The sequence below is a fragment of the Phycisphaerales bacterium genome (assembly GCA_016716475.1).
Classification (GTDB): domain Bacteria; phylum Planctomycetota; class Phycisphaerae; order UBA1845; family Fen-1342; genus JADJWG01.
This window is the reverse complement of the sequence record JADJWG010000001.1, coordinates 221,987-244,117: the sequence shown is the minus strand read 5'-3', so window position 1 is coordinate 244,117 and position 22,131 is coordinate 221,987. Positions and strand designations below refer to the sequence as shown.

Annotated in this window: 19 protein-coding genes and 1 pseudogene; 5 read left to right on the top strand and 15 right to left on the bottom strand. The window is 61.7% G+C overall.

Annotated elements, in window-relative coordinates; genetic code table 11:
- Positions 1 to 2: 2 nt before the first annotated feature.
- The 8 genes and pseudogenes from IPM18_01095 to IPM18_01060 form a co-directional block, all read right to left on the bottom strand.
- Positions 3 to 1,229 (bottom strand): annotated as a pseudogene (locus IPM18_01095) (ISL3 family transposase).
- Positions 1,230 to 1,645: 416 nt separating this feature from the next.
- Entirely contained in the window at positions 1,646 to 2,089 is a 444-nt protein-coding gene (gene vsr, locus IPM18_01090) for a DNA mismatch endonuclease Vsr (GenBank protein ID MBK9118188.1), read from the bottom strand.
- Complete coding sequence (locus IPM18_01085; protein MBK9118187.1) at positions 2,089 to 3,657, bottom strand: DNA cytosine methyltransferase; 1,569 nt, start codon at positions 3,655 to 3,657, stop codon at positions 2,089 to 2,091. Before IPM18_01085 ends, vsr begins: the two co-directional genes overlap by 1 nt.
- Positions 3,654 to 3,944: an HTH domain-containing protein gene (locus IPM18_01080; protein MBK9118186.1), complete on the bottom strand. Its 291-nt coding sequence runs from the start codon at positions 3,942 to 3,944 to the stop codon at positions 3,654 to 3,656. The genes IPM18_01085 and IPM18_01080 overlap by 4 nt, the downstream gene beginning before the upstream one ends.
- 249 nt (positions 3,945 to 4,193) lie before the next feature.
- Positions 4,194 to 5,012: a DUF1738 domain-containing protein gene (locus IPM18_01075; protein ID MBK9118185.1), complete on the bottom strand. Its 819-nt coding sequence runs from the start codon at positions 5,010 to 5,012 to the stop codon at positions 4,194 to 4,196.
- A gap of 469 nt (positions 5,013 to 5,481) precedes the next feature.
- Complete coding sequence (locus IPM18_01070) at positions 5,482 to 7,239, bottom strand: ATP-dependent helicase (GenBank protein ID MBK9118184.1); 1,758 nt, start codon at positions 7,237 to 7,239, stop codon at positions 5,482 to 5,484.
- Positions 7,224 to 8,963 carry an AAA family ATPase gene (locus IPM18_01065; protein MBK9118183.1) on the bottom strand — a complete coding sequence of 580 codons (1,740 nt, stop codon included), beginning with the start codon at positions 8,961 to 8,963 and terminating at the stop codon, positions 7,224 to 7,226. Before IPM18_01065 ends, IPM18_01070 begins: the two co-directional genes overlap by 16 nt.
- Before the next feature lie 12 nt (positions 8,964 to 8,975).
- Positions 8,976 to 10,253, bottom strand: a complete 1,278-nt coding sequence (locus IPM18_01060; GenBank protein ID MBK9118182.1) for a DUF2130 domain-containing protein — start codon at positions 10,251 to 10,253, stop codon at positions 8,976 to 8,978.
- Positions 10,254 to 10,813: 560 nt separating this feature from the next.
- Between IPM18_01060 and IPM18_01055 the strand changes: the two genes are divergently transcribed.
- Positions 10,814 to 11,491, top strand: a complete 678-nt coding sequence (locus IPM18_01055; GenBank protein ID MBK9118181.1) for a hypothetical protein — start codon at positions 10,814 to 10,816, stop codon at positions 11,489 to 11,491.
- A 167-nt stretch (positions 11,492 to 11,658) separates the two neighbouring features.
- Here the strand turns inward: IPM18_01055 and IPM18_01050 are convergent, their stop codons facing one another.
- Together IPM18_01050 and IPM18_01045 are read right to left on the bottom strand one after the other, a co-directional pair.
- The gene (locus tag IPM18_01050) at positions 11,659 to 12,609 is read right to left on the bottom strand and encodes a replication protein (protein MBK9118180.1); all 951 of its coding nucleotides are present in this window, start codon (positions 12,607 to 12,609) and stop codon (positions 11,659 to 11,661) included.
- A gap of 12 nt (positions 12,610 to 12,621) precedes the next feature.
- Positions 12,622 to 14,328, bottom strand: coding sequence for a recombinase family protein (locus IPM18_01045; GenBank protein MBK9118179.1), 1,707 nt, complete (start codon positions 14,326 to 14,328; stop codon positions 12,622 to 12,624).
- A 352-nt stretch (positions 14,329 to 14,680) separates the two neighbouring features.
- Here IPM18_01045 and IPM18_01040 point away from each other — a divergent pair, with 352 nt between their 5' ends.
- Complete coding sequence (locus IPM18_01040) at positions 14,681 to 14,941, top strand: hypothetical protein (GenBank protein MBK9118178.1); 261 nt, start codon at positions 14,681 to 14,683, stop codon at positions 14,939 to 14,941.
- Positions 14,942 to 15,112: 171 nt separating this feature from the next.
- Positions 15,113 to 16,279, top strand: a complete 1,167-nt coding sequence (locus IPM18_01035; GenBank protein ID MBK9118177.1) for a Fic family protein — start codon at positions 15,113 to 15,115, stop codon at positions 16,277 to 16,279.
- Positions 16,280 to 16,453: 174 nt separating this feature from the next.
- On the opposite strand, the gene IPM18_01030 is transcribed toward IPM18_01035, so the two are convergent.
- The 4 genes from IPM18_01030 to IPM18_01015 all read right to left on the bottom strand — a co-directional run bounded on the left by IPM18_01030 (position 16,454) and on the right by IPM18_01015 (position 18,320).
- Positions 16,454 to 16,852, bottom strand: a complete 399-nt coding sequence (locus IPM18_01030) for a hypothetical protein (protein MBK9118176.1) — start codon at positions 16,850 to 16,852, stop codon at positions 16,454 to 16,456.
- A 237-nt stretch (positions 16,853 to 17,089) separates the two neighbouring features.
- Complete coding sequence (locus tag IPM18_01025; GenBank protein MBK9118175.1) at positions 17,090 to 17,578, bottom strand: site-specific DNA-methyltransferase; 489 nt, start codon at positions 17,576 to 17,578, stop codon at positions 17,090 to 17,092.
- 233 nt (positions 17,579 to 17,811) lie between these two features.
- Entirely contained in the window at positions 17,812 to 18,060 is a 249-nt protein-coding gene (locus IPM18_01020) for a hypothetical protein (GenBank protein ID MBK9118174.1), read from the bottom strand.
- Positions 18,061 to 18,116: 56 nt separating this feature from the next.
- A complete protein-coding gene (locus IPM18_01015) occupies positions 18,117 to 18,320 on the bottom strand; it encodes a hypothetical protein (protein MBK9118173.1) in 204 nt (67 codons plus the stop codon).
- Positions 18,321 to 18,834: 514 nt separating this feature from the next.
- Here IPM18_01015 and IPM18_01010 point away from each other — a divergent pair.
- Both IPM18_01010 and IPM18_01005 read left to right on the top strand, forming a co-directional pair.
- Positions 18,835 to 21,447, top strand: coding sequence for a relaxase domain-containing protein (locus IPM18_01010; protein ID MBK9118172.1), 2,613 nt, complete (start codon positions 18,835 to 18,837; stop codon positions 21,445 to 21,447).
- A complete protein-coding gene (locus IPM18_01005) occupies positions 21,437 to 21,841 on the top strand; it encodes a hypothetical protein (protein ID MBK9118171.1) in 405 nt (134 codons plus the stop codon). The genes IPM18_01010 and IPM18_01005 overlap by 11 nt, the downstream gene beginning before the upstream one ends.
- Before the next feature lie 9 nt (positions 21,842 to 21,850).
- On the opposite strand, the gene IPM18_01000 is transcribed toward IPM18_01005, so the two are convergent.
- Entirely contained in the window at positions 21,851 to 22,063 is a 213-nt protein-coding gene (locus tag IPM18_01000; protein MBK9118170.1) for a hypothetical protein, read from the bottom strand.
- Positions 22,064 to 22,131: the final 68 nt, after the last annotated feature.

Below are 22,131 nucleotides of genomic sequence, written 5' to 3'. Positions count from 1 at the left end.
CGCTATTTTGTGTGGGTAACCTGAGCGATGGCCGGCAGCTTGAAGTCGAGTTTTCCGGCGATCAGGTAGACCATGGTGATCAGGTAGTGGGTCGAGCGGAAGCCGCGGGCTTTTCTCTTGGCCGACTGGATCAGGCTGTTGATCGCCTCCAGCGGTCCGTTACTGATTCGCGAAGTGAACCAGCGCAGCACGCCGCCCAGTGCTTCTTGATCGTCTTGGCCGCCTTGATCATGGCCGGAATCCGGCTGTGGGTGGCCAGAGTACCACTGCTTGAGCAGCGGTTCAGCCTCTTCCACGGTGTCGCAGGCGAAGAGATCCTGGAAGACACTCTTCATGTGCGTGGCCCGCACGGTCGCCAGCTTGCTGGCGCAACTCGTCAAAGACGCGGGCCTGCTTCTCGGTGCGGTTCCAGTCGTTCTTCAACCAGACGTAACGCGTGCCCTTGAGTTCCGGGTGTGTCCGCTGTTCCTCACGCCGGACCTGATCGACCGCAGCCCCAGCAGCTTCATCAGGTGGAAGTTGTCGAAGGTCAGTTGGGCCTCCGGGAACTGCTCGCGCAGACCGTTGATGAACGCCGCCGACATGTCCAGGAGGCTCCTCAATCTGCTCGGCCCGCCCGCCGTGAGCCTCCAGGTCGCGCTGAACGCCGCGACGGTCCGGGCATCCTTGCCTTCGGTGGCGAACAGCACCCGGCTTGGCTCGTTGCCCAAATCCATGAACACGCTGATGTAGTTGTGGCCGCGCGCGGGAAGTCTCGTCCACGCCGATGGCGGTCACCGGCGAGAAGTCCGCCGCGGCGGGCCCGCTCGACATAGTGCTGCAAGACCCGCCACACCCGCGTGTCGTGCTCACCGATCAGAACGGCCACCTGCGCGGCGTCATGCCGCCCTGCACCAACATCAGGATGAACGCCTCCATCAGCAGCGTAAAACCCGAACCCGGCCGCGACCACGGCACTTCAACCGTCTTGACCCCGTGGTCCGGACACTCGACCCGCGGTTGCCGGGCGTCAATAGCGTCTTGTGCTGAAAGAAGTTCAGGTGCCGCCAGGTCCGCTCCGTGCTGTCGTAGGCCCCGCAACCGGCGCGTCCGCACTCCGGGCAAGCGAAGCGGCTGCCGGAAGGGAAGTCCAGCCAGAGTTCCAGCTGCTGCCGGTCCCCGGAAAACTCGATCTTGCTGACGACCCACGGCTCGGCCAGCCCCAATGCCACCCGGAACAGCTCCTGCATCTGATCGCATCACTCGGCTTCCTTGCAGTCTGGCCGCGAACTCTCCGGCGGCTTCCTTCTCACCGGAGGAAAGAAGCCGGGGTTCAGGGGGCAGAGCCCTGGCGGGGTTTGGGGCGAGCCCCATCGGATGCCGCTGCGGCCGCCTGATCCGCCGCATCCTCTCCGACCGCCGCCCGATCGAAAAGCGCCAGACCCCGCACAACTTACGTCACCAAGCTCACGGTCTTACCCACACAAAACAGCGAGGAGCCTACGAATGTTGGTTGCTTCCGCGGTCAAACTGTTGTCGAGTAGATCGGCGAGAGCTGTTGGCAATGTGTAGCCGAAGTCGCGCAGCGACTCTGCCAGGCTCGCAGGATCCGGAGGAACATTCTCCCCGAGTGAAACAGCCCCTTCAACGGTTCGCCTTGTCCGACTCACCTGGCCCCCCTCTTCCCTTGGGTCCGCCGATCCTGGTGTATAAGACATTCCCGAAGTCTCGCTGCGAGTTGCTCCATATCGCGGAGCTCACACTCCCAGACGACAAGCACACGCCATCCTGCCGCTTCGAGCTCTGAGACGACACGGGCATCACGGGCCTGATTGCTGCGGAACTTCTCAGACCAGAACGCTTGCCGGCTCTTTGGTGTATATGCGAACCGGCATCCGGCGTGACGATGCCAGAAACAGCCATGAACAAACACAACACTGCGGTACCGGGGCAGAACGATGTCGGGAGTTCCCGGAAGTGAACGCTGATGCAGACGGAACCTGAATCCCTCTCTGTGCAGCAATGACCGGACGGCTCGCTCAGGACCGCTGTCCTTGCCGCGAATTCGCGACATGTTCCAGCTGCGGTGCTCTGAAGTGATCCGATCCATCAGAAGTTGGCTCCTGCCGCTTTGAGAACATCACGGACGATTTCGCCGATCTGGTGGGCTAGCAGAGGCGGTACCGCATTGCCGACCTGCACATACTGGGCAGTCCGATTCCCGCAGAAGAAGTAGTTGTCAGGGAATGTCTGCAGACGAGCTGCCTCCCGGACCGTCAGGCTCCTGCATTGGAGTGGATCTGGATGAATGTAGTAGTGGCCGTCCTTGCTGATATGCGACACTACAGTGGTACTTGGGCGAGAACTCACCTGTACTCGGAAGCGGTCGGAAAAGTGACCTCCATTCGTGATTGCATCTCCTACATTCACATGATCCGGAAGCAGGTCAGTTGGGAAGTGTTTCAGTGACGGTGACCGGCCGTGATGCTTGGCGTAGCAGGCGGCATAGAAATACCGGAAGAGATCTTTCTGCATGTGCGAGCGGCTGCTGTGATTGCAAACGCCACCGATGCGAGTGTCGGAGAACCAGTCGTCGGCGTATGTCGTGCTCGCATCGCAGGCGATGAACTCGCCACCCCGATTCGCTCTCGGAAGTGCGATCTGTGTCAGGGTGTCACAAATGAACTGCGACAGGGATTCGCTGTCTGCCTTTCGCGTGCCGATGTTCGCCCAGCGGCTGCCTACCTGAGACTGCAGGAGCGATCTCCATGCATTGCTCGAATCCTGCTTCTGTGGCGAGATCCCGCTGCGAAGTCTGGGTAGTGAACCGATGACCGATGTGACTGATATGGGGCGTTGCCGGGTGAGTATCCGGGGTTTGATGCCTACCAGGTCGTCGCGGATTCCCAGCAGGATAACCCGATGCCGCGCCTGCGGAACTCCAAATCGCTCTGCCTCAATGACTGCACCGCGCAATGTTCCATTCTCGAATACATGATCTTCAACCAGAGAATGGATTCGGTACCCGCCATTCCGTACATGGCTGCCATTCCTGCCTCCGCGTGCAACTGCACTCGCGGGATCTCGCAGGTCTTCCAGAATGCGGTGAAATACACGCTCGTTGTTCAGAGTAGCCGAGAGCAGACCCTTGACATTCTCCATGATGAACACGGCAGGTCTGTGCTCTGCGAGAATCTGCAGGTACTCGACATAAAGCCGCTGGCGTTCGTCCTTGGCAGGGTCGTACTCGGGATTACCCTGGTTGCGCGAACGACCGGCAATCGAATACGCCTGACATGGTGGACCGCCAATGAGTACCCAGCTTGTATCAATTCCGAGCGAAGCCTTGATGCGTTTGCGCACCTGTCCAGGATCTTCACCATCCTGACCAAGTGCAGTATGCCATGAGCGTTCCTCTGCACATCTCGCCTCATGAGGGTATGCAGCAAAGAGTTCCTCCTGACTGATCTCACCCCGAAGCAGGCGATAGTATTCATCGGGAGCTCCATCTCGAAACTGGCGGAAGAATGTCCGTAGTCGCAGAGTTGCGTGCGCTTGTGCATCCTTTTCGATGGACAGCATCACCTCGAATACGGACTTCCCTTTCTTATCCGTTACAGCTTCGAACCCTTCACTGAGACCACCCGGGCCGGCAAAAATATCGATGACTTTGATCATCGCCTGCGCCCTCTCGAACGATCGCGGTCCGATGTACCGGCGGGCCCTGTTCCTTGTCTGCTACTGGAAGCGGCTTTCTGGATGAGTAGATATCGCCACCCTTGGTCGCCTCTCTCCGCGCGAATGTCGTATCCTCGCTGGCGAAGGGCAGTCACATCACGCGACACCGTTGGGATCGAGACGCCCAGTTCCTTAGCGATCATCGGAGTCGAGTAGGTTCCCTTGCGGATCATGCCAAGCACCGCCTCCAGGCGTCGTTCGATGTCAAGGGATCGTTGGTACAGCATCCGCGGGGCCTCCTGACCTCCGCCACCTATCTATCGGATCATGATAGACATGTCAACCGGGCGTGTTCGCCACTTGCTCGGATGGGGTAGAGCACCAGGCTTGATGTGGAGGTGGTACGCTTCCGCTCCACTTATCCGGTGGCTTAGTCCTTTTGGCTGCTCGCCTTCTGGTGTCCCCCGCTTGGCGGTGAGGTCGCCCCAACAAGCAGAAAGGCACCCCGGCTGATGCCCGCCGGGGTGCGGTGAGAGTCAGGCGGCCTGCGACTGCTCGTCCGGAGCGCCGTGGAGGGCCGTGATGATGTCGGTGGCCGTCTTCTGGATGCGGTCCAGCGACTCGGCAAGCGTCTTCGTCTCACCGTTATAGAGTTGGATGTAGTCGCTGGCGGCGGTCCCGTTTTCAAGGCCGATGGCCTGGCAGATGACGAAGGCGACTGCTTCGGCCTCGGTCTCGCGGACGGTCTTGCTGGTCGGACGGTCGTCGCCGCGGTGGAGCAATTCGTGGGCAAGCTCGTGGACGGTGACGGAGAACTCGTGGGCCGGCTCAAGGTCGGGGCGGATGCTGATGCGGCCGCCGCGTGAGACGCCGTCGGCCCCGAAGGGCAGGTCGTCGCTGTCGATCGTGATGCCGCGCTCGGCGATAATCTCGCGAAGGCGGCAGAGGTGATGGCCGGGTTCGCCGCTAATTTGGGACGGCTCGGGAAGCGCCTCGCCGTCGGTCTGGGACACGTCGAAGACGTAGACGCCACGGAATCGCAGCGCGGACTGCGGCTGCTCGCTGTCTTTGGCGTCCTCATCCTGCTTGCGGATCAGCATCGGCGCGATGATGACGATGCCCTTCTCGCCCTTCTTCACGAAGCGGCCCAGCTGCTTCCAGGTGTTGAAGCCGGCGACATGGGTCGCGTCGGGCATCTGCGAGAGGATCAGCATGACATTCCCGAAACTGTACTTGTGGAACCGCGCGAGCATCGCGAGGTAGCGGGTGAGTTCTTCGCTTCGCCCGCTCTTGAGTGCTTCGGCGAGTTGTTCGAGGGCTTGGTCAGCGACTTTCTTGGCTTGTTCGGCTTTCATGGTTTGCTCCTTTGCCGGGGCCCGCGACGTGCGGCCCCTTCGCAAGCACGAGGGGCCACTCGCGGGTGGCAAAGGAGCGAGCGGTGCGCAGGCCGACAGCCCGCTGGAGAGTCCCGCAAAGCGGAGCAGGCTGAATGACGGACGGAACCCGCAGGGCGGCGATAGCCGCGTCCGGCGTGAGGCGTGCAAGACTTGAAGGCGGGAAGCGCAGCGGTGGCTGCTGGAGCACCGCGGGGAAAGCTCAAACAAGTGAAGTCGCTGACAGCCCATACGGAGCCGAAAGATCACCGAAGTGAACTCACCTGCTCGTGTCGAGCAGCCCGGACTTCCGAGAGAGAGCCAACCCTAATAGACTTGTCTGAGGCGAGTCGCCAGCGGGCTCGGATACGACCGCGTCGTTGAATTAATGGATGAGAGCGCCGGTCCTGCGCCGGTCCTGCGCCGATGCTGCGGCGATAGAGCGAACATGTCACAGAAGGGCTGCTGCAAAGCCGGGTTCTGCAGCGAAGCGTGTGATGCGGTGACCAGCGCGGTGACACAGCAGTAACACCTTGCGTGGGCGTGTGACGCCGACATAGAGAACTCGCCGCGACTCCTCGATGTCGCCGCGTGCATGCGGGAACTGGCCGTCCTGCAGCTCAATGATGCACACAGCCTCGAACTCCCGGCCCTTCGCGGAATGGAGCGTGAGCAACCGAAGGCTCCCGTCGGGATGAGCAAAATCACCGATGTCGTCGACAGTCAGGTCGTCTGGGTCGAAATCGCGACTGCGGTGAATGTCGCTGATGATCTCGGAGGCAGATCCTTCAATGGCGGCAGCTCCCGTCTCGCCGATAAATCCATGCTCTTGGAGGATCTTGACGAATGCAGGCGCAGCCGCTTGCAACCAAGCGATTGCCGAGGTGTTGCGGTCACGGAGCTCGCGACCGCAGAGAACCAATCGCATGGCTGCGAGCCGACCGGAACGATCCCAGATGTCATAGCGCGATTTCCCCTCGGTTTGTTGTATCGTGTGAAACAACTGAACCTGTACGCGGTGAAGGAGCTCAGGCGCGGGCGCAGCAATGTATGCACAGAGATACTCAATCAGGCCGGAGAAGAGCCTAGCCCGTCGGTAGGGGCGCGCGCCAGGTCCCGAGACGGGAACCTCTAGGCGTCGAAGTTCCCGGGCGACGGGAAACAGCATGTACCAAGCCGGCGCAAGAACTGCCGCATCAGTGACCGCTATGCCCTCGCGCTCCAATAGAGGAAGGAAGCCACCGACGACGGCATCGATAGAGGAAGCGGCGCTCAGGGTGCGGGGATGACATCCGCAAGCGGCATTGGGACCGACGGCCACCATTGATGGGTCCCTTTCACAAAGCGCCTCGCCGAGTGTCACGATTCGGGCGCTGCTGCGCCAGTTTTCGTGAAGGGGAAAGTCCGTACGCGCGTTGAGGTGCCTGGCGAGCTCGAACATGCGCTCGGGCTGGGCACCGGCGAAACCCATTATGGACTGAAGAGGGTCGCCCACGAGGAAGAAGCGGCTTCGCCGCGCATCTGCCAGTCGATGCAGAATCTGAACCTGCAGAGCGTCAGTATCCTGCATCTCGTCGATAAGGATTTCTCGATACCGGGACGAGATACTGCGGGCAAGATGTGGGTGCATTTCAAATAGTTGGTAGGTCAGGTAGGCGATGCTCGGAAAGTCAACCAACTGCCTCTCTGCGAGCAATTCCCAGAACCTCCGCACGCACTCGTCCGTAAGCGCAACATCCGTTGGAATCAGTGGCTCGCCTGCGGCACCGCGGCGAACCCGCTCAAACTCGTTCACATTCCCGTGTCCACGCATAGTATCCGCGATGGCCTGTTGCCCGGCTTCGGAAAACTCGGAGCTCTCGGGCGCGGCCACGGCGAGTCCGCTCTCGTAGCCACCCAGCAGGCGATGATGATGGCGGAGTACCGCCTGTAGACAGAACGAGTGAATCGTGCCCAAGTCGCAGTAATCGGCGTCCTCGGCGCTCACAAGAGACTTGAGCCGACCCTCGATTTCGTGGGCGGCGGCGTTGGTATAGGTAATGCACGCTATTCTGCGGGGAGTTCCACGAACATGTTCGATCGCCCGCAGTAAGCGCGCCACAATGGTTCGTGTCTTACCGCTGCCTGGGCACGCTACGACCAGTACGTGTCGTATTTCCTCTTCTACGGCTGCACGCTGTGCTCCCGTAAGCTTCATTCCGTCACCCACGCGATGGCGGCCTTGATGTACTCCGGTGCATCGGTTGCGGCATGCATGTGCTTCGACAGGACCTGTGCGAAACGCCCCTTCGAGCGATACTCCGCCGCGTTCAGAATGCGCTCTCCCAGTGCGTCAAAGTCGATCGGATCAGCCTCCAAGGCTTGTCGCAGCCTTCGCGTGCGCAGCTCAACCGCCGCGAGGCTGAGCGGCTCGGTCATCCCGTCGATGGCCAACTCCCGTTCAAGCGTAGTGTCGCCCGCGAAGACCTTCACGAACTCGTTCTCGTGCTCCCCCAGATTTCGCGGAGGTTCACCTTCCTCAGCCGGTTCATCATCGCGGTCGGTAACGACGGCGCATCGCTTGCGAACTCCGTCGGGGCCAAAGAGCTTGGCAAAGGGCGCGAAGTGAGTTCCGAAGATTGGCACAACTGCAACGCCGTGCCGATCTAGGTCGATGTCGCACACATGCTTTGCAATCATCGGAACGAGAAACATTTCCGCCGGTCCCTCAACCAAGATCACCCGTCGTGCGAACAGCAATGTGGACTTTGTCGCATCGAGATAGCGATTCAGGTCTGCACGATCCGTCTCGCTGAGGTGATCAGCCGCATGCGGAACATGAGCATTGATGTCTCCATCGTCGCCTACCGACAGAAGGATGTATGAGTTTATGTCAGTGGCCGCTGTGATGTGGGTGCTGTGAGTGGTGATAAGGACTTGAACTCCATTCGATCCAAGAGTTTCAAGTAAGACTCGCTGAAGCTGCGGGTGAAGATGAGCTTCGGGCTCTTCCAATAGGATGACCGCCCCTGCACACGCGTCTGCATCAACCCTGCTCTCGAAGTACTGGAGCAGCAGCGCAACGTACAGGACATTGTTGAGTCCTAGTCCGTTCTGGGCTGGCTCAAAGCGTGAATGACTGTCGCTGGTGAGAAGTACAGTGAGAGCTCGTTCGATCGCCGAGAATGATGGGCTGCTCATGCCCAGACCGATTGACAGCTTGAATGCTTCGCCTGCGGTAGTTGAGAGACGCTCGTCAAGCAGATCACCGATTTGCTTGATAGTATCCGTGGATGCGATCTCCGTGTTAGCATCCGAGAGAATCTCTACCAGTCGTTCTTGTTCGTCTCTCGGCAGCTTGAGGGAACGGATGATCCGGCGCAACGGAGATTGCCTGGAGGATTTGAGGTCCGCGACTACATCGCGCAACGCGTGCAGGAACACCACCAAATAATCGTTCAGGTCGGAGATGCGGATGCTCCGGCCGAAATCCTCGTCCCATTCGATTGTTGCCGGATCTTCGTCTCCGCCACCAGTGATCTCCCAGCGGTAGTCGTCGATGGTCAGGTCTTCTGCGTCGCGTTCCTCGGCTTCAAGAGCAGCACGCGCGATCGGGCTGGGACGGAATCGGTAGGTGAGACGTGCGAGATTCTCATCGACCTTGAAGAAGGCAGCGAAGGCGGAGGCATCTACATCGTCCTCAAAATTACTGAACTCGACGGCAACGACTACCTGAAGTGGATGTTCTGACGCCACAGAATCAGTCACATCGGCGAGCGTCAGCTGTCTTGCGTAGCCGGGTAAGTCGCCATCCAGAACAAGCCGTAATGCATGCAGAAGATTGGACTTGCCTGCATTGTTCTCCCCGATGATGCAGGTGACGCCAGGACGCAACGGAACATCAATCGAAGTGAGATTCCGGAAATTGCGAACAACCAATCGACTAATGTGCATAGGGATTTCTCGCTACTTGTCATTTCCGTCGCCAGCGGGCAGGAGTGTCGGAAGACTAAGACCTTCTATCTCCTGAAGCGACTTCCCTGCAATCCCCTGCAGGTCGCCGTACATACCAGCTGTCGATTCGATGACGCCTCGAATCTGCTCTTCGCGTTTCGCCCACAGTCGCGTCATAGTCTTGCGTTCCTTGTCGAGGTCGTCCTGCATATCGCTGAACTTCTCGACGATGGCCTGCACGCGATGGCGGAAGCGAGGGCCGGTCAGGTACTGATACACAAGCTCCATCTTGGTCTGCTGGCCTTCGCCCGCGGTGCGTGATGCGGCGAGTTCGATGAGTGAGTGCCGAAGAGCAATCGCTACCGGCAATGCGCAGCGGTATGAAGTGATCCACACGCCGTCGATCAGGCTGAAGGTATCGATATCTTTCGGCAAAGCTTGGCTGACGATGATGGCGAGCTCTGCTTTAGCGGAGCGCTGGTCTTCGCGAAGCTTGGCAAGCCAGCTGTCGGTCCAGTTCTTGGTGCGCTTTGATTCCCAGAGGATGGCACCGCATGGCTGCCCCATCGGGCCTGCGACACGATGGATCGCATCCCCACCGTGTTCACCTTTCGGGACCGGCTCAATGGAATCAAAGGGGAACTTCTCTCGGAGCATCGACTCCAGTTCGAGTTCCTGCACCTCACCTTGGAGTTGCTGGGACCCCTGTTCTGCTCGGCGCCGGAGTTCCTCGATCTGCTTCTGCATGGAAGCTATCGTCTGTTCCTTCTCGACAACCTTCAGCTTAAGGGACTCTTCGGCCTCCTTCTTGGCCTGTTCGCGTGTGACAGTCAGTGACTCCTGCACGCGTGTTTCGATGGTCAGTTCCATCTCGCGCTTGGCATCGTCCAGCTCGCGCTGTTTCCGGATCAGTTCGGCTTGGGCTTTCTGAGCTTCCGCAAGCTTCTGGTCGCGTTGCTTGAGAACATCGTTCAGTTCAGACAGCTCTCTTGTCTTCTGCTCTAAGTCTGAGCCGATGGCGACCCGAGCCTTCTTTGCCTCCTCCGCTGCGATGGAAGCTCGCTCGGTTTTCAGCCTGGCTGTAATCTGATCATCGATTTCCTCTTGCGCTTTGGCTACAGCTGCCTGCTGCGCTTTGACCGTGGCTTCGCGTTTTGCGATGTCAGCGTCTTTGCTGGCGATCTGCTGCTCGTACTGCCTGCGCGTGGATTCGATAAGCGGGGCCGCCAGTGATTCGGTCAGCTTGATCTCTGTCTTGCAGGATGGGCAGACGATGGTTGGCTCGGTCATGGGCACCCGTTGCTTTCTGCCACAAGGATATCCGGAAACCCACGCCAAGGTTGGATTTTGGCCGGGAGAGTGGCCGATGCGGCCCGGCCGTTGGTTTGTCCCTTCCGGAGTAGCACCGGTCGAGGGGCTCTGTCAACGGCGGACCGACTTGAGTACGGCCAGCGGATCGTCCCATTCCAGGGCATCGCACCAGTCGAGAAACTCGATAGGGTCAAGGCGGCGCTGGCCGGTCAGGGTCTTGTGGACCGTTGTGCGGGGTTTCCCCAGCCTCTCGGCGAGTCCTCTCACTGACAGTTCGAGTTCGTCCGCCCGTTTCTGGAGCTTTCGAGCAAGGGCTTGGTACGCGCTGTTCTGAAGCGGCTGCTTCGGAGGCAGAGAGTTCGAATTTTTCCGGGGAGACGCTGGCACACCAAAGGAAAGCAGGTATATTGTAGTGTCCCCAAAACAGGGACGGTCGGACATCTGTCCATCCTTGCCCGAATTCTCGGTCATTCACGGAGTCTGCCAGCTGGCTTGCGTACGCCAGCAAGACTCCTGGCATCACCTCTGGAGATCGCGAGATGAGAACCGCATCACATTCACTGATCGTGGCGACGCCGCTGGCTGTCGTCTTCGCCGCCGCCGCGCCATCCGCCTCGGCAGACATCATCGGAGTAGACGGGGATGCCACCCTCATCCCCCGACCGGCGGATGCCACCCTGGGCGCGCTGGAAAGCGACAGCACCGCGTTCGTCTGGAACGAGGCCCAGGGTGTTACGCTGGCGGCTCCGATCACCATTGATGCGTCCGCCCCTGGTCTGTACGATTCCGCTCTTGCTTTCGAGTTCGGGACGATCCCCGCAGGGTCGGTGGTCAGTAGCCACCTTATTCACTTCGACACCATCGGCAATGATCTTCACCATGTGAGCGGCAGCGTGATGTTCGATGCCGATATTATCGGCGTCATCGCGTGGAACAGGCCGGACGAGCGCCATCTCGGTGAATCCGATTCGGCGTTCGGACTGGATACCTTGCTGGAGTTCGGGCGTGACCGGCGTGGCCTGTTCGACACGGGGGATGGGACGACTCCAGGAGAGGAGTCCTTCACGATCTCGCCGGACGGACGCTTGCTCTCATTCACCCTCGGGGTGAGCTTCCCCTATGACCACATCCGCGTCATCACGGCGGTTCCCTCGCCTGCCACGCTTCCGGTGATGGCTGCCTTCGGGATCGGAGCCCTTCGTCGCCGACGGAAGTGAATCAGTTATCCACAAAACTCAAGGACCAGCTACAGGAAGTGCTATAGGTATCTGCTACAGGTTTTGGGGGGGCGATTCAGCGCACTCCCGATTCCCGTGAGGGGGGCGATGCAGCGTACCAGGGGGAGTGATTCAGCGTGGATAGCCCGGCCAGCCAACCGGCTTGCTCACAGGGTGAATCGCAGCTTTGTTGGCTGCATCGGCGCCCGTGACCGGTAAAGCGTGATGCCCCCGATCACCTCCGCTACACGGGCGTCCGGGTAGACCACCAAGGCCTGCCGCAGCGCCTGGCGGAACTGCTTCTTGAAGTCCTTGGCGCTCCGGTATTCCTGGCCGAACTGCTCGTACAGGTTCCTCCAGCTGAGCTTCGTGCCACCGGCTCCGGCTACCCGCCGGAGCCGGTGTGCCAGCCAGGCGTAAACATCGAGCGCCATGGCTGAATGGCGGAGTGCCGCCAGAGCCCTCGGGTCCAGGGGCACGGCGTGCTCGACCAGCGTGCCGTAAAACTCCTCCGACAACTCAAGGACGCCGGGCCACAATGTCCCTTGGCCGCCGTCCTGATGCAGCCACGCCTCGAATCGGCGGATGGGCTTGGCATCAACCGTTGTCACTCGTCCCTCGGACTGCATGCCCAGAGACAGACGGCAGGCGGCGAGTGCCTGGATCTGGCGTTTCAGAGCCCGGTAGCCTCCCCTCGCCCCGCCGCTCGTCTGCATACCGAGTGTCGTCAGGAACTGCCGCGTGCTGTGGCCCACCTCGACGGATCGGCTCCGGGTCCGAACGGCTTCGGAGCTGACATGGACCATGACCAGCCGGGGTATCGCCCCGCAGGGAAGCGGCTGCTCGATCCAGTTTGATCCGTCCCAGAGCTTGCCTGCCTCAATGAGGATGGACGCATGGCCGTTACGTCGCTCAAAGGTCCTTGCATGGGTGAATCGTCTCGGCATTCCTATCTGACACAGCAGGGAGTGCAGGAAGTCCACGCGCGGCGACGGATCGCTTCGGATAGCAACTGCGGCATCGGCCAGCCGCTGCGTCAGCGAGAATGGTGGTGTGTCTCTGTGAGCGCGCCCCGAATGACGCGCATGCGCGACGCTGTGCGATCGAGTACCTGGCATGGTAAACGTCCGTTAGCGTTTCGCGGTCTGGTTGTTCTTTCGCTGCGCGGATGCGCGCCTTCGATGTCGCGGACGGCCTTGAAATCCGCACTCACTGTACCTTAGCGGGACGAATGTCGATTCAAGACGTTGCATACCCCCGCAACCACCTGAATCGAAACACGAATTCAAAGAGTTAGCTACTGCGGTCTGTGCGTAATCCGCGAGTTCCGCCTCCAGGTACTCGCCTCTGCGGTGAATGGTGATGCTCTCGCCAAGGATCGACTTCAGGATCTCGCGGGCTGGATCGACATGGTCATCCAGTCGCCGCTCCAAATCGTTGATCGCTGACTCGAACCGTTCGACGGCTCTCGGCAGGATCGCAGACACCTGCCAGCGTGCCGCTCGTTCAAGCTGCCGCTTGAATTCGGCCACTTCTGCGTCAGCGCTTTCGAGCGCCTCTCTGGTGCTTGCCGTCACAATACCCTGCTTGATCGCGTTGAGCAGGTTGTCCCGAGTCCGGGTCGCGGCCTTGAGTTTCCCTTCGATCTGCGCGGCATGGTCTGAAGCGTTGTAGGACTCGATGAGCTTCGCCGCCGATGCCTTGAATGTCTCCAAGCAGCGGGGTGCTCTGAGTCGCTCCTTGACGGAAGTCAGTATCCGCTCTTCCACCACCCGCCTCGACACCGTCAGGCTGTTGGAGCAGACCGTCGGTCCTCGAGTCTTGTGGTTGGCGCACCCGTACCGTCCCCCGCCGGCGGCGATGACGATGTTGCCCCCACACTCGCCGCAAAGCATCATGCCGGAGAAGAGGTACTTTCTGGCGGCCGTTCCGTGCTTGCCGATACCGGACGCGCGCGTGCGGCGCTGGCGTTCTCGTACCGCATCGAGCACTTCCTCGGGCACGATCCGAAGCTCGGGGCGCTCGGTGATGATCCAGTCTTCCTTTGGTCGCTCGCGGTAGGTTCGCTTGCCGGTGTCCGGGTGCTTGACCCACAGACGCCGGTTCCAGGTCAGCGTGCCGCCATACATCTCATTCTCAAGAATCACCTTGATCGCGCTGAGTGCCCAGTGCGAACCTCTGGAGGACGGGATCTTTCGTCGGTTCAGCTCGCTTGCGATCCACTTGTAGGAGTATCCGTTCGCGTACCACTGGTGTATCTGCCGGACGATCTCCGCCTGAGATTCGTCGATCTGGTACTCAACAGCAATTACGGCGGGTCTGCCGTGCGCGTCTTTGCGGACTCCGTCTTCGATCGGCACATTGCGGTAACCGAAGGTTCGGCCTCCGCAGTTGTAGCCCTTGAGTGCCTGGCCGGTCATGCCGCGGTGCGTGCGCTCGCGAATGTCGTCCAGAAATAACTCATTCATGAGCCCCTTGAATCCGGCGTGAATCTTGTGCCCCTTGCGATCGCTGTCATACCCGTCCGACACGCCGATGATCCGGATGCTGCGCCAGGTCAGACGGCGGAGCACGCCCTTCATCTCGTAGTCGTCGCGGGACAATCTCGACAGGTCGTCCACGATGAGCATGTCGAACTTCCCAGCCATCCCGTCCTCCAGCATCATCTGGTAGCCGGGTCGGGCACGCACCGCGCCGGAGATCGCCTTGTCGTGGTAAACCTCGGCGATGGCGATGCCCTCGCGTTCAGCGAACTGGGTGCAGTTTCGCACCTGGTCGTCGATCGACGCTTCGCGTTGCCGGTCCCTGCTGTACCTTGCGTAGATTACTGCGTGCATGATTCCTCTCTGACTGTTGTTGCCGGATAGCGCGGACCTCCCCCAGGTAGCTCTCCACTTCGATCTCGGCGATGAGGTGGATCAACCTGTCGAGTGGCGACATGAAAGTGTTGTTCCTCGTCTGTGTCATGCTCCCGCTCCGCGTTGTTGGACGGGGAGTCGTGCCACGCCATCCCATGTCGAGCAATAACGGAATTGTTGGATGATTCCAATCCAAACCCTGACACTGATCGCGCAAAGTCACAGCATGCCGCACCTGCGCCACACCGCTCAGCAGCACAAGTGAATTCGTTGGCAGCGTCCAACAAATCAGCCGTTGACCGCTCCGCCTCGTCGCATTATTTGCGAGTGCATGATTGACGAAGATTTTCAACTCAAGGTCGAAGCGTTCATCCGGCGTCACGATCTCTCGCCCACCACTTTCGGTCTCTGGGCCATGAACGACTCGCGGTTCGTATTCGATCTCCGTGACGGTCGCCTCTGCTTCGGAAAGACGATCCGTCGCGTCTACCAGTTCATGGACGAATACGAGCGGAAGCAGGAAGCCAAACGGTTGCGGCTGGCTGTGGAGAGCAGCCGGATGGACGCGGGCGGAACTGACTCCGTGGGCTGATTCAAAGTTCAATTTTGAATCCGCCCACACAGAGGGCTGCCCGGGGGAAACCACTCGCTGGCGGGTGCCGGGGCCATTTCGGGAGCCAATTAGAGCCATTGAGCGATACGGACCGTTGCTATCGCTCAAGAACCGTGCTATTGTGAGCGATAGAGAGGCGGTCTATCGCTCATGAAATGGAACTGGCAGCAACCCGATTGGCCCCGGTTTACCTGGGCTGAATCCCGGCTGGAGAAGGCCGAGGAACGGTTTCTGCTGACCGGCGGCCAGTTTATCGGCACCGTTCGGCATCTGGCCGAGGAAGACAGGGACCTGCTGACCGTCGAGGCTATGAGCGACGAAGCGGTCACCACCTCGCGCATTGAGGGCGAGATCCTCGACCGCGACAGCGTCCAGTCCTCGATCCGCCGCCAGCTCGGCCTCGCCGGTGACCGGCGGAGCGTGAAGCCTGCCGAGCAGGGCATCGGCGAGATGATGGTCGACCTCTTCCGTCACTTCGCCGATCCGCTGGAGGATGCCACGCTCTTCGCCTGGCACCGCATGGTGACGCACGGCCGGACCGACCTGCGAGATATCGGTTCCTACCGCACGCACGCCGAGCCGATGCAGGTCGTCTCGGGGCGGATCTACGAACCCAGCGTTCACTTTGAAGCACCGCCTTCCCAGAGCGTGCCCAAAGAGATGGCCGGCTTCATCGACTGGTTCAACCGCACCGCGCCCGCCGGGAGCGAGCCGCTGCCCGCGCTCACAAGGGCTGGGATCGCCCATCTGTATTTCGAGTGCATCCATCCCTTCGAGGATGGCAACGGCCGTATCGGTCGTGGCATCGCGGAGAAGGTGCTGGCGCAGGGGCTCGGCCAGCCGACGCTGACCGCGCTGGCCGCGACCATCCTTGTGCGGCGCAAGGCGTACTACGAGGCGCTCGAAGCGGCAAACAAGCGTAACGAGATCACACTGTGGCTCGGGTGGTTTGCGGGCATCTGTCTGGAAGCCCAGCAGCGCACCATTGCGCATGTCGAGTTCCTCATCGACAAGACGAAGCTGCTTGATCGACTGCGCGGCAAGATCAACGAGCGTCAGGAGGCGGCCTTGGTGCGGATGTTTCGTGAAGGACCGTCCGGATTCAAGGGTGGACTCAGCGCCGGAAACTACATCAGCGTCGCGAAGGCGTCACCAGCGACCGCGACACGCGATCTGGCGGAGCTGGTTGACATGGGCGCACTCACCCGCACCGGCGAACTGAGGCACACGCGATACCATCTGGCTATTCCCCTCAGACCGGTGCCGATGATCACGCTCAACGCCGAGGGTGACATCATCGCATCGAAGCCGGGATGAATGATCAGTTTCACGGTGAAATCCAGCCTAAGCACCGCTTAGGGGAGATGTCTGACACCAAATTGAAGCGATGGTTTCATCCGACGATACGCAGCAGCGTGCGAAGCGGGGACGTTCATTCGGCTGTGCAATCAAAGCCAACCCGGCCCCGTCAGGAGCCGGGTTGGCGAGCCCTTAGTGCTCGGAGGGCAGGTAGAGCGTCCAATGGCGGCCATCGAACCCAGCCCAGATGCTTACAGCGTCGAGCGGGAAGTCGGTCCACGGGATGACCTTGCTGACGAAGGGCGGAACGCCATCATCGGCCCGGGCGGTCAGTTCCGCGGTACGGTCCTCGCGGACTTCGAGCTTCCAGAAGTGCAGGCTGAGCACCCGGTCGTCGGACTTGCCAGCCTTGGCAACAGCGCCCCCGGCGATCGCCAGCGCGATCTCGTCGATGAGCCAGTAGGCCCCGGCTCGCTCGGCGAGGTATTGAACTCCGGGCGTGTAGATGACGCCCCGGGCCAGCGGGTGCCGGAAGCGGTCGAGGTCGCCAGTGAACTGGCGGAGGTCGGCATGGGTGAGCGGTGTGTTCATCGGTATGTCTCCTTTCGTGGTTGTGTTGACCGATGCACACCGGACGGCGGCCGCGGCAAGCCGCCGCGTCAAGGGGATGGTGCGGGCAGGAGCGCAGCGACAACACGGTCCCCTTGAGGCCGAAGGCCGCACGCGGGGGCGGCGGACGCCAGGATGGGCATCAACAGGTCAACCCGGCCACGCAAAGAAACCCGATGACTGAACACCGCGACATGTCGGCACGGCGGAGTTGCGGAGCTATCGCTGCGTCGAGCAGGCTTCGGCAATCCGCTTGCACGCGTACTCGAAGTAGACCGGGTCACGCTCGATGCCGACGAACCGCTTGCCCGCGAGCAATGCGGCAACGCCGGTGGTCCCGCTGCCCATGAACGGGTCCAGGATCGAGTCGGCACGGATGGAGTCGCAGAAGTACCGCACCTGCTCCAAGGGCCTCGGGCACGGCACGGGGTTCTCGCCGCGATAGCCCTTCCACGGGCGAAGATCGGCGACATGCCAGTCGCGGGGCAGTTCGTCCTTGAGCAGTGACCTGCCGCTCCAGAAGATGACCGGGTCCCAGCTCAGGCATCGTTGCCTGCCGCGCTGCGGGTACTCCTTGCACGCGGCGATGACGCGGAAGCCGGTCGGGAAGTAGCGGTGCCAGGAGCCGATGGTCAACGGGCTCTGCCACATGAAGCACGGCCCGTCACCCGTGATGCGGACCAGTTCCGGGACAAGCCGCGCCATCATGGCGTCGTACTTGCCGGGAGCGTCGTCGTAGCTGCGGTACTCGAAGCCGATGCCGTAGGGCGGGTCGGTGACGACCGCCCCGATGCCCGAGAGCGTCGGCAGAATGTCGAAGCAGTCGGCGCGGTAGAGCGTGGCGTTGCCGATGACACGCCTGGTGATGCCGGTCGGAATGGTCACTGCTTTCCGTTGAGCCGTCGCACGGGCGGCGTAGAACGGATTGATGGCGGCGCGGCTCATGGCTGCACCTCCTCGCGGAGTTCGCACTCGAAGTGGTAGCACGCCTGGGTGATGACGCCGCCCGGCTCGAAGCCCTGCTGTTTCGCGTAGTGCAGAAGGTCGGCGATGAAGTCGCTGATGGCGGTCTCCAGGTCGCCGCGATGCATGGTGTCGGGATGATCGCCGCCGTAGGTGCGGGCGGTGAAGACGGCCAGGGCGTCCTTCGCCCATTCGGCCCGGTCGTGGTTGGTGGGTTCGCTGGTCATGGTGAGTCTCATTTTAAAGGGCACGGGCGGGCCCTTCAGCCCGCCCGTCCGGTGGTTCAGTCCTTCTTCTCGCTCGCGACGCGGAGCGTGATGCGGCCGTCGAGCGGCACGACTTCGAGCTGGATGTTGAATCCGTTGCAGTCGCCGTGTTGCCAGGCGGCTCCGATGCGGGTCCAGAATCCCTTCTTCCCGTCGCGGTCGCGCACCTGGTAAGCGACATGGCTCGGGGCCTTGGAGGCGTTGGTGTTCTTGTCGGTCATGGTGAAGTCTCCTTCTGCTTGGTTTCCGGCCGCGCCCATCGCGGCCTGATGGCACGCGGGAAACGGCCGCCCCCAGCCGGAGCGCCCCCCCGGGGCGCGTCGCGGTCACAGCGGAAAGTGGGAGGGACCCAATGTCTGCAACGCAGTGAAGATGTTGGGAGGACCCGGCTTTCTGCTTGACCGGGCCGGCGGCGGCTGTAGCGATGCCGTGAATCAGGTCGTGCTGGGTGCAGGAACCAGCGGGAAAGAAGACGCATGACCGCCGAACCACCGCCGATGGTCGGGCATGTCGCGGATGTGCAGCGCAGCGCGGATGGGATGTGACCCATGTGTGTCGTCAGGCTTGCGACGCCAACCAACATCCGGCATTCGTACCGCGCAGGCCTCGTCCGTTCGCGATGAAATCATGAACCAACGGACGGCGCTTGCGCCCGTGAAACCGTGAAAGAAACGGCTCCGACCAACGAACCGACCGTTGACCGTTCCGAATGATGCGTAGGACACTGGTCATACCATGCTGCGCATCATCCAGAACAACACGCCCGCCGGTGCAAAGAGCTACTACTCAACCGCCGACTACTACGCGGAAGGACAGGAACTCGTCGGGCTCTGGCGGGGCGATGCCGCTGCAAGGCTAGGGCTTTCGGGCAAGGTGCAGCAGGCCGACTGGGATGCGCTCTGTGACAATCTCAATCCGGCGACCGGCGAAGCTCTGACGCCGAGACGGAGAGCCGATCGGCGTGTCGGTTATGACTTCAACTTCCATGTGCCCAAGAGCGTGTCGACCCTTTACGGCCTGACGCGCGACGAGCGGATACTGGACGCCTTCCGCGAATCGGTCGGCGAGACGATGCACGACATGGAGTCGGAGATGCAGGCCCGCGTGCGTGCGGACGGCCGCAACGAGGATCGCACCACGGGCAACATGGTGTGGGGCGAGTTTGTCCACTTCACAGCTAGGCCTGTAAACGGCATTCCCGATCCGCACCTGCACGCGCACTGCTTCGTCTTCAACGCCACCTGGGACCATGATGAATCGCGGTGGAAGGCCGGCCAGTTCGCAGGCCTCAAGCGCGACGCCCCGTATTTCGAGGCGGTGTTCCACTCACGTCTGGCACGGCGGCTCCAGGAACTGGGGCTGCCGACGGTGCGCACCCGCTCCGGCTGGGAGATCGCTGGCATTCCTGACACGGCCATTCAGCGGTTCTCGCGGCGCACGGCTCTCATCGAGGACGCCGCACGCGAGGCAGGCGTCACCGACCCGGAAGCCAAGGGTGAACTCGGGGCAAAGACCCGTGAGCGCAAGGCCAGGAACCTGACGCTTGATGAACTGCGCAGGGAATGGCGAGATCGACTGGAACCTGCGGAAGCGGCTGCCCTTGCTCTAAGGGCCGGTCACATTGGTGAAGAGAGCTATCCCGAGCAGCCTGCCGCCGCCCGTGAAGCGGCCGACCAAGCCATCGGCCACTGCTTTGAGCGAAGCGCGGTGGTGCCGGAACGCCGCCTCCTGGCCGACGCCATGAAGCGCGCCGTAGGGATAGCTTCACCGGAAACCGTTACGCAGGCGGTGGCGAAACGCGGGCTCATCATCGCCGAGCGCGACGGGCGCCGCCTCGCCACGACGCGCGAGGTGCTCGCCGAAGAATCGCGGATGCTTGCCTTCGCACGCAACGGACGCGGCACCTGCCGTCCCCTCGCCCCGGAGCATGCCATCCATCGTGAATGGCTCAATGACGCCCAGCGGAAAGCCGTCCGCCATGTCCTGGAATCCCGCGATCGCGTCATCCTCGTTCGCGGAGCGGCCGGGACGGGTAAGACCAGCATGATGCAGGAAGCAGCGGAGGGAATCGAATCTACTGGCACGAGGGTGTTCACCTTCGCACCCTCGGCCGATGCCAGCCGGGGTGTGCTGCGCCAGGAGGGTTTCGATGGCGCGGATACCGTATCACGCCTGCTCGTGGATGAGCGGCTCCAGGCGGAGATTCGGGGGCAGGTCATCTGGATCGACGAAGCCGGACTGCTGTCGTCCCGGATGATGGCGAAAGTCTTCGACCTCGCGGGCAAGCTCGATGTACGGGTCGTGCTCTCCGGTGACCGTCGCCAGCACGGTTCTGTCGAGCGCGGCGCGGCCCTGCGACTGCTGGAAGAGGAAGCGGGCATCAGGCCAGCCGAACTCCGTGACATTCAGCGGCAGCGCGGCGACTACAAGGCGGCGGTCGCGGCTCTCGGGGACGGCAGGACCGATGAAGGATTCCGCCGCCTGGACCAGCTTGGCTGGATACGCGAGGTCGGCGATACGGACCGCTACCGGGTGCTGGCCGAGGACTACGCGGCCATCGTGAAGCAGGGCAAAACAGCGCTGGTCGTCTCGCCCACGCATCTCGAAGGCGAGTGGATCACCGGTGAGATCCGTGAACGACTCCGCCATGCCGGAACACTGCGGGGGGGCGATCGCAGCTTCACTGTGCTGGAGAGTACGAACCTCACCGAGGCGGATCGCCGGGACGAACTCAACTACTCGCCCGGAGGTGTGCTGGTGTTCCACCAGAACACCAAAGGCCATCGCAAGGGGGATCGGGTTGCGGTCGGTGACGCCCCTCTCCCCCTGGACCAGGCCGCCCGCTTCCAGCTCTTCCGAACCGGCGAGCTGTCCCTTACCGCTGGCGACCGCATCCGCATCACGCGCAACGGCACGACATTGGACGGGAAGCACCGGCTCAACAACGGGGCCATCTACGAGATCAAGCGATTCGATGCAAAGGGCAACATCGTGCTCGCCAATAACTGGGTGGTATCCCGTGAATACGGCCACCTGGCGCATGGCTACTGCACGACCTCGCACGCTTCGCAGGGTAAGACCGTGGACCGGGTGCTCATCGGGCAATCGTCGGACTCGCTGCCCGCGTCGTCACGCGAGCAGTTCTATGTGTCGGTGTCGCGCGGCCGCGAACAGGCGACGATTTACACCGACGATCGCGAAGCTCTTCTTGCCGCCGTGGACCGTTCGGATGATCGCATGACGGCGACGGAACTCGTCGCGGGCCGTTTGCGCCGGGAACCATACCGATCCCCTGAAACAGCGCCGCATAGGCCCGCAGGCCGGGAGGAGATGAGCCATGAGCGATGACGCGATGCTGTCCCGCTATCTGGGCAAGTCGATAACTGATGCTGATCAAGGAGGAACTGAAGGCTCTGATGACTGCCGAGCCTTCGGATGGCTTCGGGGCGTGCGGGATCGAGCGACCATGCTTGAGCTGCGCCGTAAGGACGGCAGCATCACCGCCATCGGCTACGCCTGGCTGGAGCGGGTCGAGTTCGACCCGTCCGAAGGCATCACGCTCACGGTGGCAGACCAGAAGATTCGCATCCGCGGCCGCAACCTCAACAGCGAAGTGCGCCCGTCCGTGAGGCTGTTCGAGGGCCTCACCCGCCACCGCGTGCCTTGGCTGCGGGAGGCGGACAGAGGTGCGGACATGCAGGCAGGCGATCACGATACCGTCATCGAGCGCATCGAACTCTGAGAGGCGTCGTCAGCGGCCGCGACTGCACCGACGATGGTCGTGGTCATGGACGCGGTTGAACTCGCGCAGGATCGACTGGAGCATCTGGGCTGCGGATGCCGCCGCCATGACGCCCATGCACACCATCGCCACGCGATTGAATACGACCGCGTCCTCCCTCGGGGCCGACCGGGCCATCTGCTGGGCGGTATTTGCGACATGGAGCGGGTTCGGGGTGGTCATGACATCCTGCATGCTGTGGGCATCACTCAAGGTAGCACGGCCAAGGCCAACCGGACAGAACGGATCTG